The sequence below is a fragment of the Sphingomonas sp. P2_B6 genome, from assembly GCF_056404755.1.
The window spans coordinates 77,271-92,303 of sequence record NZ_JBFUDK010000002.1 but is presented as its reverse complement, the minus strand read 5'-3'; the positions used below and the strand labels follow the sequence as shown (position 1 = coordinate 92,303).

Here is a 15,033-nt window from a genome sequence, read left to right as displayed (position 1 = left end):
CCGCACACCTATCGTTCGCCGCGCCTGCGGATCAGTGGATGCCGGAACAAGTCCGGCATGACGGAAGACCATGGACCGCCCCAACTACATCACCCCCGCCGGCTACAAGACGCTGAGCGCCGAATATACGACATTGCTGAGCGACGAACGCCCCAGGCTGGTCGAGGTGATCTCCTGGGCGGCCGGCAATGGCGACCGCTCCGAGAATGGCGATTACATCTACGGCCGCAAACGCCTGCGCGAGATCGACCGGCGGCTCGGGTGGCTAGCCAGGCGGATGAAGGCAGCGGTGGTGATCGACCCGACCGCCCAGCCCGACCGCGCGCGCGTCTGGTTCGGCGCCACCGTGACGATTGCCGATGAGGACGATGTCGAACGCGTGCTGACCCTGGTGGGCGACGATGAGACCGACGCGGCGATTGGCCGGATCGGCTGGAATGCCCCTCTCGCCCGCGCCCTGCGCGGATCAGCGGTCGGCGATCTGCGCCGGGTCGTCCTGCCCGCGGGCGAGCGCGAATATGAGGTGATCGCCATCTCCTACCCGGCAACCTAGCGTTTCCGGCGGGCCGATTGACGGCACTCGCCCATCATGAAACGATCGGGCAACGAAACGACCCGAGAGGAACCGTCATGCCGATCCCCGCGACCTGGTCTTCCCAGCTTCTCAGCCTCCTGCGCATCGTTGCCGGGCTGGGTTTCCTCCAGCACGGCGTCTCGAAATTCTTCGGCATTCCGCCCTTCCCGATGCCGCTCAATCCATTGCTGACCACAGCCGGCGTGCTCGAACTGGTCGGCGGCACGCTGATCGTGATCGGGCTCTTCACCCGCCCCGTCGCGTTCGTCCTGTCCGGCATGTGCGCGGTCGCCTATTTCATGGCGCATCTCCCACAGGGCTTCTTCCCGGCCGCCAATGGCGGTGAACCGGCGATGCTCTATTGCTTCATCTTCCTCTACCTCGCAGCTGCCGGTGGCGGCGTGTGGAGCGCTGACGCGGCCCGCACCAGGGCGTGATCACCCCCTGGGGGGTGCGGGGCAAGCCCCGTTCCCGGCGAGCGCCTGTTCGAGCAGCGGCCTGACCTTGGCCGGCGGCAGATGCGCCATCTCGATCAACGGCATCGTCGTGCCGATCTTCTGCGCGAGCAGATAGCCGAGATAATAGCCGAAGCGTGGCGGGAACGGCCCCTTGCTCGGCCGGTTGAAGAAGAAGGGCGCGAAGTCCGCCTGCTCGGTGGCGTCGAACTTGGCGCGGGCCAGGCACATCGCCTCCCCGAGCCGGGGATTGACGGCGGCGGGCAGCGGTTCGGGGATGGTGAGCAGCAGCTGGCGCTCGCTCGCCCCCGGGTTCATCCGCGACGCGACATAGACCGCCATGCCTTCCTGCCATAACGAGCACCACAGCGCGTCGCAGTCGGGAAACCAGGTGGCGTGATAGAGATGGAACAGCTCGTGATCGAGGAACGGCGCGATCGTCGTCTCGTCATGGATCTTCGCAATGACGTCGGCGCCGAACACCATCACGTTCCGCCCGTTGATGGTCCGCGATCCGCCATCCATCTGGCCGAGCGAATGGACCAGATAGACCGGCATGTTGAGCTTGTAGTCGGGAAAGGTCTTGCGGAAGCGGGTCTGGCCGGTCGTGAACGCCTGGGCGAAGGCATCGGACGCGGCCGTGTATTTCACGCGGATGGTGGGAAATCCGGCCAACGCCGCCGCGACGCTGGCGTCATATTGCGCCTCGGTCCGCCCATTGGGTTGGTAGAAGCCCGGGAACAGGGTGTTGAAGCGGGTGCGGAACAACCGGACGCGTTCCGCTTCCGGCATCGCCGCCGTCTCGTCGACAAACGCCGTGAAGGCCGCGGTGTGGGAGGTGAAGTCCGCGGACGCCGCTACCGGCGCCGCTTTCTCTTGCGGCATCGCGGGTGTCGCGCTCGCCTGCACCGCCAGCGCAGCCGCCATCATCGTCGCAAGGATCACGCTATTCCAGCCCCGCGCAATCGCCGCCGAGGCGCGTGGCAAAACCCGGCGCCCGGGTACCGAGTTCGGCTCCGTCGGCCTTGGCGATGAGATAGGTGACGCGCCGGTCTGGGCCGGTGCCCGCATCGACCGTCCACGCCGCGACCTTGCCGCCCGGCGTCTCGACGGTCTCGCTGCCCGTCACACGCAGCGTGAACGTCCCGAAGCCCTTGTCATATTGATAGAAGGGCAGCGTGTACGCACCACCGTCCCCGAGCGGCAGCGCACCGAAGGTCACGCCCCAGAGATTGCCCTCCCAGACCGGTTCCGGCGCGGCCAGATCGACGGGCACCGCGACATCCTTGTCCATCCGCGATCCGGTGATCCGGCCATCGGCATAGCGCAGCCGGACATGCTCCTTGCCGAGCTTGCGGCTGTCGAAGGCGATCGGCCGCAGATCCTTGCGCGCCAGCACGAAGTGATCGCGCAGATCGAAGGCGCCGTTGGCGACTCGCTGATGGACGACGATGTCCCATGCCGGCTGCCCCGCCACCTCGGTCTGGCGAATGCTCTGCCATGTCGCGCCGATCACCGACGCGCCCGCCGGCGTCTCGCGCACGATCGCGTAACAGGCAGTGCCGGCCTTCAGCCTGTCGCCGTCAGGGAGCGCGGCGACTGCCAGCAACATCGCTACTATCATTCCTGCGTTTCCTTTGCGATCAGGCCGTATTGTTCGCGCAATACACCACGCGCAGCCGTTCGCAAAGACGGCGGCAGCGCTCTCAGAAGCCAGCGCTAACCATCTCGAAAATCAGTCATCTCACGCCGGAATCTGCTGGAATCGCGGCGAATGAGGGCGTGCCGGGCTATTGGCCGGATCGGGCGCTGTTAGGGTTTGCGCTGGCCGGGCGGGGGTCGCACGGTCGTGTAAAGCGAGAAACGACAAATGAGCGCGACACAGAGAATGATCGTGAGTGGGAAGGTGCAGGGCGTTGGGTATCGCAACTGGACGATCTGGACGGCGAATGCACTGGGCGTGACCGGCTGGGTGCGCAACGTCCAGGACGGCCGGGTCGAGATCATGGCATCGGGCGAGGACACGGCGCTGAATGCTCTGGTCGAGGCGTGCCGCCAGGGACCGCAACTCGCCCGCGTCGACGATGTCGAGGTTCAGGCGGTTGGGGAAATCCATCTCAAGGGCTTCAACAAGCGCCTCGGCATCCAGGCATAGCGGAGCGGGTCAGCCCTCGGCGATATCCTCGTTCCACAGCGCCGGATGCTCGGCGATGAAACGTGCCATCAGGTCGATGCAGCGGGGATCGTCCACCACCTCCACGCGCACGCCGCGCTCGCGCAGGAAATCCTCATTGCCGCCGAAATTCCGGTTCTCGGCGATCACGACATGGGGAATGCCGAACTGCACGATCGTGCCAGCGCACATCATGCACGGGCTGAGCGAGGTATAGAGGATGGTGTCGCGATAATGCGGCCGGCGGCCGGCATTGCGCAGGCAGTCCATCTCGCCATGCGCGATCGGGTCGCCCTGCTGGACTCGCCGGTTATAGCCTTCGCCGATGATCCGCCCGTCGCTGACCAGCACCGATCCGATCGGTAGCCCGCCTTCTGACAGGCCCTGCGCCGCGAGATCGAAGCAGCGGGTGACGAAGGGGACATGGAGATCGCTCATCGGCGCAGGCTATCGCTCTCAACGCGTCCGGTCGAGAGCGATGAACGGGCTATCTTGGAACTGCGAGGATCGCCGCGACATCGTCCAGATGCGCCAGCTGGTCGCCATTGTACCGTTGGTCGCTACTAACGTCCGCAATTGCCCATGAAGGCGCAGGCAGGCCCCTCAGCGCGGCATCGGCCAACTCGATCTCGGCCAGCTCCAGCCCCTCCAGAACGCCCTCGAACAGGTCGATACCGAAGGTCCCGTGCGGTGTTATGACGGGATAGCGCCGCTTGCTCAGGATCCTGGCAGGCAGCGAGACGAACACGTCATATTCGGCCTCGCTCAGATAGGCCGTCACGATCGGCCGCGCGAGAGGGTCGGCAGCCTCGTATTTCTTGGTCAGCTTGTGCACGACCTGTCCGGTCGCGCTGTCGGACATCCGGCGCAATCGCAGCCGCGTATCCGTGACATAACGATCCTCGATCCGGACGAACGGCAAGCCGGCCAGTTCAGGCCGGCTTGCGCGATCGACGAGGAAGCGGCGCTCCCGCTCGATATGCGCGTATTTCGGCGAGCGAGCTTCGTCGCCGCCGCCGCGCATTACCGGGTCAGCTTCTTGTACGCCAGACGCGTCGGCCGGTCGGCCGCGTCGCCCAGGCGGCGGCGCTTGTCCGCCTCATAGCTCTCGAAATTGCCCTCGAACCATTCGACATGGCTGTCGCCCTCGAAAGCGAGAATGTGGGTCGCGAGGCGATCGAGGAAGAAGCGGTCATGGCTGATCACCACAGCGCAGCCGGCGAAGCTCTCCAGCGCCTCTTCGAGCGCGCGCAGCGTCTCGACGTCGAGATCGTTGGTCGGTTCGTCGAGCAGCAGGACGTTGCCGCCCTCCTTCAGCATCTTGGCGAGATGGACGCGGTTGCGCTCACCGCCGGATAGCTGGCCGACCTTTTTCTGCTGGTCCTGGCCCTTGAAGTTGAACGCGCCGACATAGGCCCGCGTGCCGAGCTCCTGCTTGCCGAAGCGGAACACCTCGAGCTTGTCCGAAATCTCTTCCCAGACATTCTTGTTGGGATCGAGATCGTCGCGGCTCTGGTCGACATAGCCGAGCTTGACCGTCTGGCCGACCTCGATGGTGCCGCCATCGGGCTGCTCTTGCCCGGTGATCAGCTTGAACAGCGTCGACTTGCCCGCGCCGTTCGGCCCGATCACGCCGACGATGCCGCCCGGCGGCAGCACGAAATCGAGATTCTCGAACAGCAATTTGTCGCCATAAGCCTTGGTCAGGCCCTTGGCTTCGATCACCTTGCCGCCGAGCCGTTCCGGCAGCTGGATCAGGATCTGCGCCTTGCCGACCGAGCGGTTCTCCTGCTTCTCCATCAGCTCGTCGAACGCGCGGATACGTGCCTTGGACTTGGTCTGGCGGGCCTTGGGGGTCTGGCGCATCCAGGCGAGCTCGTCGGCGATCGCCTTGGCCTTGCCCTGCTCCTCGCGCTCTTCCTGCTCGAGCCGCTTCACCTTCTTTTCGAGATAGCCCGAATAGTTGGATTCGTAGGTGTAGTAGCGGCCGCGATCGAGCTCGAGCACCCAGTTGACTACGTTATCGAGGAAATAGCGGTCATGGGTCACCAGGATGACGTTGCCGGTATATTCCTTGAGGTAATTCTCCAGCCACTGGACGCTTTCCGCGTCGAGATGGTTGGTCGGCTCGTCGAGCAGCAGGATATCCGGCTTTTCGAGCAGCAGCTTGCACAAGGCGACACGGCGCTTCTCGCCGCCCGACAAATTGGTGACCGGGCTGTCGCCAGGCGGGCAACGCAGGGCCTCCATGGCCTGCTCCAGCTGGCTGTCGAGCGCCCAGCCATCGGCTGCGTCGATCTTTTCCTGCAGCTCGCCCATCTCGGCCATCAGCGCATCGAAATCGGTGTCGTCCTTGGGGTCGCCCATCTCGGCGCTGATCGCGTTGAAGCGCTCGACCATCGTCGCGACGGGCCCGGCGCCCAGCTTGACGTTCTCCAGCACCGTCTTGGTCGGGTCGAGTTGCGGCTCCTGCGGCAGATAACCGACCTTGATGCCTTCAGCGGCCCAGGCCTCGCCCGTGTAGTCGGAATCGATGCCACCCATGATCTTCATGAGCGTCGACTTGCCCGACCCGTTGGGGCCGATGATCGCGATCTTCGCGTCACCAAGGAACTGGAGGTGGATATTGTTGAGCACCGGCTTGGCGGCACCCGGGAAGGTCTTGGTCAGACCCTTCATCACATAGCTGTACTGCACGGCCATCGCCGATTGGCTCCGTCTTCTGAATGCGGGGAATTCGCTGGCGCATGTAGTGATTGCGAGGGCGATTGGCAAACCGGATCACCATCAAAAATCCGCTGGCGCGCCGCTTGTGGAAACACCGGCCTTGCTTCTAAGCGACGAAGCAACGGCCCTGCGGCTTTTCAGGGCGAACGGAGGACCCGATCGTGCGTAATCTCTCCCTTTTTGCAGCCCTTGCCGCCTCCGCCCTCGCTTTCCCGGCCATGGCGCAACAGGTCCCGCTCGATCCGGCCATCGGGAAACTGCGCGACGCAGCGCTGAAGGACGATGTCGCCTGGGACATCGTCGAGGGCCTGACCACCGAGATCGGGCCGCGCCCGGATGGATCGCCGCAACAGGCCAGGGCACGCGATTGGGGCGCGGCCAAGCTCAGGAGCCTCGGCTTCAAGAACGTCCGTATCGAGACCTATCAGCTCGATACCTGGGTGCGCGGGCTGGAGAGCGCCGAGGTGGTTTCGCCCTTCCCGCAGCCGCTGCGCCTCACCGCGCTCGGCAATTCGGGCGCCACGCCGCCCGAGGGCCTGACCCTGCCGATCATGTTCTTCCCCAGCATCGACGATCTGCGCGCAGCGCCGGACGGCAGCCTGAAAGGCAAGATCGCCTTCGTCTCCAACACCATGCAGCGCACGATGGACGGCTCCAGCTATGGCAGCCAGGGTGCCGCGCGGCGCCAGGGGCCGAACATCGCCGCGAAAAAGGGAGCGAGCGCGATCGTCATCCGGTCGATCGGTACCGATCACGGCCGCGGGCCGCATGCCGGCGTCACCAATTTCGAAGCCGGCGTCGCGCCGATCCCCGCCGCTGCCCTGTCGGTGGCGGATGCGGCGAATCTCGAACGCATGGTCAAGCGCGGCAAGCCCGTCACGCTCCATCTGCTGCTCACGCCGAAGCGGGTCGGCATGCGCGAGTCCGGCAACGTCATCGCGGAAGTGCCGGGCACCGATCCGAATGCCGGAATCGTCCTGATCGGCGGCCATCTCGACAGCTGGGATCTCGGCACCGGCGCGATCGACGATGCCTCGGGCGTCGGCATCACCACGGCAGCGGCGAAGATGCTGCTGGATTCGGGCAACCGCCCGCGCCGCACGATCCGCGTCGTCTGGTTCGGCGACGAGGAAACCGGCGGCTTCGGCGGCGAGGCCTATGCCAAGGCGCATGCCGGCGAACGCCATGCGATCGCGACCGAATCCGATTTCGGCGCTGACCGGGTCTGGCGGTTCGAGACCAACCTGCCCGACAGCGCGAAACCGGTCGCTGACCGGCTGGCGGCGGCGCTAACCCCGATCGGCGTGATCCGCGGCCAGGGTGTCGCCAATGGCGGCACCGATGTCGAACCCGTGCTCGCGACGGGCGTCGCCGGGATCGACCTCAACCAGGATGGCCTGCGCTATTTCGACTATCATCACACGCCCGAGGACACGCTGGACGTGATCGATATCGAGCAACTACGCCAGAATGTCGCCGCATGGACCGCGATGCTTGCCGTGGTTGCGAACGCGCCAGAGGAGATTGGTGCGGTTCCGGTCAAGAAATGACGGAAAACCGTGATCGAAGCTTTCTGCCAGATGAATTGCGATTGACGCACCTGCAACGTCCGCTATGAAAAGCGGCTCGTGGTAGCAATCGGGCTGGCCGCGAAGTTTTGCTATGCTTGGGAGCATCCGCATGAAGAAGATCGCCTTTGTTCTCGCCGCCGCCGGCCTGATGTCGCTCGCCGCCTGCACGAAGCCCACTCCTGCCGAGAACAACGCGGAAGCAGTGGCCGACAACCTGGACGCAGCTGCCGACAATCTTGACGCGATCGCCGACAACACGTCGAACGCTGTTGCTGCCGACGTTCTCGAGAACGCCGCCGACAACCTGCACGACGCTGCTGACAACGTCACGGCGAACGTAAAGTAATCGGCTCGGCCGGGCTTCGGCCCGGTCAGTTGTTTCGAGAGGGCGTCCCTTCGGGGGCGCCCTTTTCGTTTGCGGCCTCCCGGCGGCGCCAGTCCGGCGCATTCGCCGCTTTGCGGCGCCGTTCGGCAATGGGAAACAGCACGCCGAGACGTCCGGCAGCGAGTCCATGCGAGACCCTGTGTCAGGATTGAATCATGGCCGGGGCGGAACTCCAGCACCTCGCGGCCGGGAGATATGGGACACCAGCATGTCCCATATCTCCTGTCCCCTCCGCGATGAAGGATATGGAATAATATCTTTTTATATCAAAATATTATGAAAGGTTCTTCGAGCTCTTTCGAGCGCTGAGCGACGGCCCCCTCACTCGCGTTGCACGGCCTAAAGGGTTGATGACACCTTCCACAGATCGATCCCGCCCTCTCCCGCATATTGATCGATCTCGCGCAATTCGGCCTCGTCGAATCCAAGCCGATTGACCGCATCGAGCGAATCATCGAGCTGTTGCACCGTCCGCGCCCCGACCAGCGCCGAGGTGACGCGCGGATCGCGCAGCACCCAGGCGATCGCCATCTGCGCCAATGTCTGGCCGCGCCGTTCGGCGATCGTGTTCAGGGCGCGAATTCGCCCGAGATTGTCCTCCGACAGCATGCGCTGGCCGAGCGACCCTGCCTTGCTCGCACGCGCGTCCGCAGGAACGCCGCCGAGATATTTGTTGCTCAGCATGCCCTGGGCGAGCGGCGAAAAGGCGATGCAGCCGGTGCCCAGTTCCTCAAGCGTGTCGAGCAGCCCGTTCTCGATCCAGCGGTTGAGCATCGAATAGCTCGGCTGATGGATCAGCAGCGGCACCCGCTCCTCGCGCAGGATCGCCGCGGCCTTGCGCGTCAGCTCGGGCGAATAGGAGGAGATGCCGACATAGAGCGCCTTGCCCTGGCGATGGAGGTGGGCGAGCGCGCCCATCGTCTCCTCGAGCGGGGTCTTCGGGTCGACGCGGTGCGAATAGAAAATGTCGACATAATCGAGCCCCATGCGCTTGAGGCTCTGGTCGCAGCTTGCGATCAGATATTTGCGCGATCCGCCGACATCGCCATACGGCCCGGGCCACATGTCCCATCCGGCCTTGGAGGAAATGACGAGCTCGTCGCGATGCCCGGCGAAATCGGTGGCGAGCACCCGGCCGAAATTTTCCTCGGCCGATCCGTAAGGCGGGCCGTAATTATTCGCGAGATCGAAATGAGTGACGCCCCGGTCGAACGCGCGGCGCAGCATCGCCCTGCCCGTCTCGAACACGTCCTCGCCGCCGAAATTCTGCCACAGGCCAAGCGAGATCGCCGGCAGGTCGAGCCCGCTCCGGCCACACCGGCGATAGGGCATGCGTCCGTCATAGCGGGCGGGATCGGCGGTATAGGGCGTGGGATAGGGCACCATGAACTCCTGTGGGTCGAATCGGGGCATTCAGCGCCGGGCGGCGCGGTCGCTATACCATCTCGCTCGCCGGTCGAACGCTGTTTGCGCGCCGGTTATGGCCGGTATGCGCAGTGGCGGGCAAGATAGGCGGCATGACCGGGCATGGTCTCGGCCGATTGCCTGAACAGTCCGGCCAGGCGGAGGAAATTCTGCTGCGCGCGCGGAATGTCGATCGCATCGGCCAGCGGATCCCATGACGCGGGGAGCACGCCCCGCCCGATCAGCACCGCGAGCCAATCCGCCGGACCAAAACCGTCCGCGTCGCGCGGCCGCAGCCGCCCCCGGCCACTGAACAGCTCGATCCGTCGCGTCAGGCTATCGGGCATCGCGCGCGCTTCGCCGCCAATCCGCAGGACCGGCTTTCCCTGTTCGAGCGCGACACGATGAAGCAACGCAAGATCGCGCTGCTCCTCGATCGACGCAGTCATGACTCGGTCGAACTCATCCGCTTCCGCCACGGCGGCGCCCAGGTCGGGAAACAGCGACAGGAGCGTGACGATGCCGTTGCCGGCGCTATCCAGCTCGCCGGCCTCGATCGGCTCGATCGACGCCGCGGCGGCACCCAGGGCAACGCAATTGGCGGCCCAGAACCGCTGCCTTCGTCCCCTGCGATGGATCGTGAAGCGCGGTTCGCCTTCGCCCCGGCCCAGGGTCGCAAGTGCCTCGTCATCCCCAATCTGGTCTGGAGCGTAACCAAGGCTGCGCCAGGTCCGGTGCTGCAAGGGCAACTGCCGCGACCAACCTGACCGGTGCGCGACTGCATTCGACAGCGGGGGCAGGTCCGGCAAAGCCGCCGCGTCGACCACAACGTCGCGGCTGCCGGGAAACCAGCTGCTCCAGTTCTCGAATCCAACATCCAGCGCTTCCATCAATGCCGCGCGCATGCCGGTGCCATCGACGAAGAAATCGCCCTCGATCGAGCGCCCGTCCCGCAGCGTGACCCCGGCGATCAGCCCGCTCGCGCCGTCGCGACCGACCGAGCCGATCTCTCCGGCCGCGCACGCCACCCCCTGGGCCAGCGCCAGTGATTTGAGATGCGCGGCGTACAGCGCCGTATCGAGATGATAGCCATAATCCATCATCGCCCGCTTGTCGGCGGCGGGCCGCGCGAAACGTCCCATGGTCGCGGCGATCGCGGCGAGATTATAGTCGTCGAGATCAACCTGCTGACCCGCCGCCCGCGCGCGCAACCACAGCTGGTAAAAGGCGACCCCGCCGACATCGAGCCCGACATCGCCAAAGGCGTGCAGATATCCGTCCGGTCGCGCGGGATCGGCGAAGCGGGTGCCCAGCCGCATCGTCCCGCCGCACCGCGCCAGCATCTCATGTTCGTCCAGGCCGATCAGCGCGTGAAAATCCCTGAACGCGGGCAGCGTCGCCTGAGTGGCGGCGTCATCGACCGGGCAATCGATCACTGTCACGCGCATCATCGGCGTGAAGCGCGCCAGCGCGGCGGCCGTCATCCAGCCGACAACGCCGCCCCCGGCAATGACAATGCTGCGCAACCGCTGCGGCTCGCCCATCTCAGCGCGGCCGGTAATTGAGGAAGATATTGGCGGTCAGCCGTCCGGCGCGCGGGTCGGCGACAAGCGGCTTTTCTTCACGGATATGCCCCGAGTGAAGCAGGCAGCTGCGATAGATCGCCATCCGGTTGAACACCGCGTCGCAACCACCGATCCGGGCGTAGTGGCCGGTGTCGTCGCCGACATAATGCTGCGGCGGCGCTTCCTCGGCCAGCTCGCGCGCGCGCACCGCGTCATAGGTCACGGCGCATGCCTCATCGATCGTCTCATAGCCGGTCGCGCGGTGGCGGTAGAAGGAGGTGCCGCCATAATCCGGATCGCACAGATAATGCAGCAGCGCGAACTGCAGCGGATAGACCGTGTCGATATGCGGCGTGCGCTGGTGCACCGTCAGCTGCTCGGGCGGGGTCGTCGTCAGCGAGAAGCTGCATTCGGCATTGGACAATGTGACATCGTCCAGGCCGAACGCGCGCTCGATCAACGGGCTGAGCGCGCGCACCACGCCTTCGACATAGTTGAGCGGCGCGGGCGCGCGAACGCCGGGATAGCCGCCCTCCGGGTTGCCCGCCGGGGTGAACGCCACCTCCCAGGTCGCATAGTCGATCAGCGCGGCCGGAGCGTTGAGCAGCCCGTCCACGATCAGCACCGGCTCCCGCACATTGCCCACGCGATCGAGTCTCACCGTGGGGCGCGGGTTGACACTCAGGTCATAGGTCGGGGCCGTCACGGGCGTCATCGCGATCTCATCCGCAAGGTCTATGGCGCTTGCCGAGCTCCGGCAAGCATCGGCCGGGGCCGAAAAAAGGGGCTCCAATCCCGTTGGATTGAAGCCCCAAGATTCTCCGCCGGTGGCGTTGCCTCCCCCAGCGGAGGCATTGCCGACGGCGGGCCCCCTACCCTCCGAACTTCGCCCGTAGCGAGAAGATGATGCGCCGGTCATTCATGAACCACGACCGTGGCCTGGTAATGAGATCGTTGTTGATCACCTGGGTGGTCCTGAGCGTCGAGTTGAGCAGGTTCACGCCCTGGAAGCCCATCTTGATGTTCGGCGTGACATTGTAGAACGCCGACGCGTCGAGCTGCCCGGTCGATTCGTTGAACACCGGCGCGAAGGGCACGATCACGTCGCGTACGGTCAGCAGATAGCGCGAGCGCCAGGAATAGGCGGCGCGGAGCTCCCACCCGCCCGCCTGATAGAAGGGCGCAATATTGAAGGTGTATTTCGACAGACCCTGCAATGGCAGCTTGCTGGTATCGACATTGGCGATGCGGCCCGCCGCGACGTCCGGATCGGTGCCGGAAAGCGTGCTCTGCCGCACACCCTTCGAATCGACATAGGTGAAGTTGGCCGCAAGGCCGAGGCCGCTGAGGAAGCCGGGCAGGAAGGTGTAGGTCTGCTGATACCCCACTTCCACGCCCTTCACGCGCCCGGTCTCGGTCGAGTTGAGCGGCGTCGTCACGATCGCCCCGAAGGTCGCCCCATTGTTGGTGAAGTTGAGCCGGTCCGTGCCGTTGGTCAGCACGCCGCGCAGGTCCTTCTTGAACAGCGAAACCGTCAACTGGCCCACGCTCGAGAAATACCATTCGGCGGTCAGGTCGTAATTGTTGGACCGAATCGGTTTCAGATATGGGTTGCCGACGTTGAACAGCGCCCTCGGCCCGCCATTGTTGACGATCGTCGCATCGGTCGTGTCGAGGAGGATGTTGTAGAAGGCGCGCGTCAGGCCGAAATCAGGCGGCGCGATCCCCTGGTTGAACGCGGCGCGGAACTGCAATCCGCCGCCCGCATCCAGCTTGACGTTCACGCTGGGCAGCCAATATTCGTACGAGAGCTTGGCGTTGATCGGTGTGAGTGCGCCGTTCTGGAACGCGTTGGCGGCAGCCAGTACAGCCGGCCCAAGCGCGCAGAACGGCGTTGGCGGCTGATTGTTCTGCGGCGGTGTGCAGGTGAAGCTCCGTTGTGGGAAGGAGTAGTAACCGCTCGCCTCGCGCGAGGTTCGCGAATAGCGCAGGCCGAGGTTACCGCTCAGGTTGAGGCCGCCATTGCCGAGCCGGTTGCCGAAGCGGATCATGGCGTAGGCGGCATTGTTGCGTTCATGCACCGGATTGATTTCGCCCGGCAGGAACGGCGTTCCGGCGACCACGCCGCAGCGCTGGGCCAGCGGCACCCAGTTTTGCGGGCAGCCATTGGCCAGCCGGTCACGCCATTCGTCACCGATCGCGAGACCGGCGGCACCAGCCGCCTGATAGTTCCTGATCAGCTCGTCGGGGACGAACAGGCGGCCCGCGCCCGTCGGCAGGTTGACGGTGCTGCGGAAGAAATTCGAGAAGAGATAAGGCTCGCTCGGTCCCGGCGCGCCACCGGCGGTGTTCGGGTTGCCGTTGACTGGCTCGTCGAGCCACACCGGCCCGGTCCCGCCCCAGATCTCGCTGAGCACGCCCCAGTTATAGGACGAGAAGCGCGCGGTGTTTTCGCGATCGGAGAAGCGATAACCGGCACGGATCGAACTCAGCCAGCTGTCCTCGGGGAAGCTGTAATCGAGGTCGATGCGCGCGGCGTCCTCATTGCCGTCGCTTTCCTCGATATGGTCCATCGCGGAACGATAGAAGCTGTTGTACGGATCCAGATAGCTGCTGTGCTGCGGATTCATGTACAGCGAGCCGGCATTGCTGAGCGGCAGGAACTTCACCGTCGCCGGGTTGTCCCCATCCATATGGATTTCGGCATTCTGGAAGGTCGACGCCCAGATGCCGAAATCGGTGTTGGTCACGCGCGACTTGGTGTGCTGGTAATCCAGGTTGACGCCGAGCCGATCGGTTACCTTCCATTTGAAATTGGCGCCGTAATCGTCGGTCAGATAGCGCTGGTTCACCGAGCGGGTGATGTTGTTGCTCTGCAGGCCGTTGAGCGGCGTGCGGACATTGTCGGCCGCCCCCCATTGGTCGGCACGGTAGCCGTTCGGCGCGGTGATCGTGCCGTCCGTGAAGATGTTCTGGCTGTCGAAGCTGAAGCTGGTGCCCGGCAAAGGTTGTGAATCGCCATTGCTGGTGACGTTGTCCGTCGCGATCTCGACCGCATGCTCGGTCCAGGTCTCGCGCGAATCCGACCGCAGGAACTGGAAGGTCGCGGTCATCGATTCGTCATTGCTGCGCCACTGCGCCGCCGCCGAATAGCCGTAGCGGATGCGCTGGGTATCCGTGCTGCGGATCGCGGCGCCGCGCGGGATATAGACCACCGTGTCGCCCGGGCCCGCCGGCAGCTGACCGAAGGTGCCGTTGGCGTGGCGGGTGCGCGCGCCCCAGTTGGAAATCTGCAGGCCGTCCGAGCGCGAGAGGAGTTCAGATCGCACGAAGCTGCCCATCAGGCCGAACTCGCCGGCGCCGGTCTGCCATCGATCGCTGGCCAGCACGGAGACCGTCGGCGCCGAGCGGTGCGTGAAATCGCCGTAATTGACCTCGAGCGATCCCGCCAGCAACAGGCCCTTGGCATCGAACGGCACGCGCGTGCGGAGGTTGACGGTGCCGGCGATGCCGCCCTCGACCATGTCGGCCGATGGGCTCTTGAACACGTCGACGCCCGCGAGCAGTTCGGACGGAACGTCGGCATAGCTGAGGCCGCGCCCGTTATTGGCGGTGAAGGTGTCGCGTCCGTTCAGTTCGGAGCGGGTATAGGTCAGGCCGCGGACGACCACGCCGGACCCTTCGACTGAAAAGTGATCGGGATCGACGCCCGCCGCGAAGCGGCTGATCGCGACGCCCGGCACGCGCTGCAGCGCCTCGGTGACCGAGCGGTCGGGGAGCGCGCCGATATCCTCCGACGAGATCGAGTCGCTGACGATTTCCGCATTCTGCTTCAGCGCCTGTGCCGTCTTGAGGCTCTGGCGGATGCCGGTGACGACGATATCCGTCTCATCCTTCGACGGCGTGTCCGACGTTGTCTGTCCGGACGCGTCCTGAGCGCCAGAGGCGGGCTGAGCTGAATCCGTAACTTTGGGAGCCACTTCGGCTGCCCAGGCCGGCGTCGCCATCGAGAAAGCGCAAAGCGCTACCATCGACACGCCACTTCTCAGCGAACGGCCGATTCCGCCGCGATTCGCGATTCCATCAATGCGCGCAAGGTCACTCATCAGACCGTCCCCCTCCTGTGTTACCGCTACCAATTTTTGGTGCGATTTATTCTTGGCTATCTTCGTAGCTGCG

Annotated in this window: 14 protein-coding genes; 5 read left to right on the top strand and 9 right to left on the bottom strand. The window is 64.9% G+C overall.

From position 1 onward, the window contains the following. Positions 1 to 70: 70 nt before the first annotated feature. Both AC1DX5_RS02975 and AC1DX5_RS02970 read left to right on the top strand, forming a co-directional pair. Entirely contained in the window at positions 71 to 553 is a 483-nt protein-coding gene (locus AC1DX5_RS02975; RefSeq protein ID WP_478014106.1) for a GreA/GreB family elongation factor, read from the top strand. A 77-nt stretch (positions 554 to 630) separates the two neighbouring features. Beyond that, entirely contained in the window at positions 631 to 1,011 is a 381-nt protein-coding gene (locus tag AC1DX5_RS02970; protein ID WP_465173210.1) for a DoxX family protein, read from the top strand. On the opposite strand, the gene AC1DX5_RS02965 is transcribed toward AC1DX5_RS02970, so the two are convergent. Both AC1DX5_RS02965 and AC1DX5_RS02960 read right to left on the bottom strand, forming a co-directional pair. After that, positions 1,012 to 1,974 (bottom strand): hypothetical protein, encoded by a 963-nt coding sequence (locus AC1DX5_RS02965; RefSeq protein WP_465173209.1) that lies wholly within the window; start codon positions 1,972 to 1,974, stop codon positions 1,012 to 1,014. A 1-nt stretch (position 1,975) separates the two neighbouring features. Next, positions 1,976 to 2,653, bottom strand: a complete 678-nt coding sequence (locus AC1DX5_RS02960) for a DUF3108 domain-containing protein (RefSeq protein WP_465173208.1) — start codon at positions 2,651 to 2,653, stop codon at positions 1,976 to 1,978. Between the two features lie 264 nt (positions 2,654 to 2,917). Between AC1DX5_RS02960 and AC1DX5_RS02955 the strand changes: the two genes are divergently transcribed. Continuing rightward, entirely contained in the window at positions 2,918 to 3,184 is a 267-nt protein-coding gene (locus AC1DX5_RS02955; RefSeq protein ID WP_465173207.1) for an acylphosphatase, read from the top strand. 9 nt (positions 3,185 to 3,193) lie between these two features. On the opposite strand, the gene AC1DX5_RS02950 is transcribed toward AC1DX5_RS02955, so the two are convergent. The 3 genes from AC1DX5_RS02950 to ettA are packed head-to-tail and all read right to left on the bottom strand — an operon-like array spanning position 3,194 to position 5,905. Beyond that, positions 3,194 to 3,640 carry a nucleoside deaminase gene (locus AC1DX5_RS02950; protein ID WP_478014105.1) on the bottom strand — a complete coding sequence of 149 codons (447 nt, stop codon included), beginning with the start codon at positions 3,638 to 3,640 and terminating at the stop codon, positions 3,194 to 3,196. Between the two features lie 49 nt (positions 3,641 to 3,689). Then, positions 3,690 to 4,226, bottom strand: a complete 537-nt coding sequence (locus AC1DX5_RS02945; RefSeq protein WP_478014103.1) for a CYTH domain-containing protein — start codon at positions 4,224 to 4,226, stop codon at positions 3,690 to 3,692. Next, positions 4,226 to 5,905, bottom strand: coding sequence for an energy-dependent translational throttle protein EttA (ettA, locus tag AC1DX5_RS02940; protein ID WP_465173204.1), 1,680 nt, complete (start codon positions 5,903 to 5,905; stop codon positions 4,226 to 4,228). The genes AC1DX5_RS02945 and ettA overlap by 1 nt, the downstream gene beginning before the upstream one ends. Before the next feature lie 242 nt (positions 5,906 to 6,147). On the opposite strand from ettA, the gene AC1DX5_RS02935 reads away from it, so the two are divergent. Together AC1DX5_RS02935 and AC1DX5_RS02930 are read left to right on the top strand one after the other, a co-directional pair. Next, on the top strand, positions 6,148 to 7,479 hold the full coding sequence (locus AC1DX5_RS02935; protein WP_465173925.1) for a M20/M25/M40 family metallo-hydrolase: 1,332 nt from the start codon (positions 6,148 to 6,150) through the stop codon (positions 7,477 to 7,479). 130 nt (positions 7,480 to 7,609) lie between these two features. Next, entirely contained in the window at positions 7,610 to 7,846 is a 237-nt protein-coding gene (locus AC1DX5_RS02930) for a hypothetical protein (RefSeq protein WP_465173203.1), read from the top strand. A gap of 378 nt (positions 7,847 to 8,224) precedes the next feature. On the opposite strand, the gene mgrA is transcribed toward AC1DX5_RS02930, so the two are convergent. The 4 genes from mgrA to AC1DX5_RS02910 all read right to left on the bottom strand — a co-directional run bounded on the left by mgrA (position 8,225) and on the right by AC1DX5_RS02910 (position 14,885). Further along, a complete protein-coding gene (gene mgrA / locus AC1DX5_RS02925; protein WP_478014343.1) occupies positions 8,225 to 9,268 on the bottom strand; it encodes an L-glyceraldehyde 3-phosphate reductase in 1,044 nt (347 codons plus the stop codon). A 95-nt stretch (positions 9,269 to 9,363) separates the two neighbouring features. Beyond that, positions 9,364 to 10,815 (bottom strand): tryptophan halogenase family protein, encoded by a 1,452-nt coding sequence (locus tag AC1DX5_RS02920; protein WP_478014102.1) that lies wholly within the window; start codon positions 10,813 to 10,815, stop codon positions 9,364 to 9,366. A gap of 19 nt (positions 10,816 to 10,834) precedes the next feature. Further along, a complete protein-coding gene (locus AC1DX5_RS02915) occupies positions 10,835 to 11,569 on the bottom strand; it encodes a DUF6445 family protein (protein ID WP_478014101.1) in 735 nt (244 codons plus the stop codon). Positions 11,570 to 11,726: 157 nt separating this feature from the next. Next, the gene (locus AC1DX5_RS02910; RefSeq protein WP_478014099.1) at positions 11,727 to 14,885 is read right to left on the bottom strand and encodes a TonB-dependent receptor; all 3,159 of its coding nucleotides are present in this window, start codon (positions 14,883 to 14,885) and stop codon (positions 11,727 to 11,729) included. Positions 14,886 to 15,033: the final 148 nt, after the last annotated feature.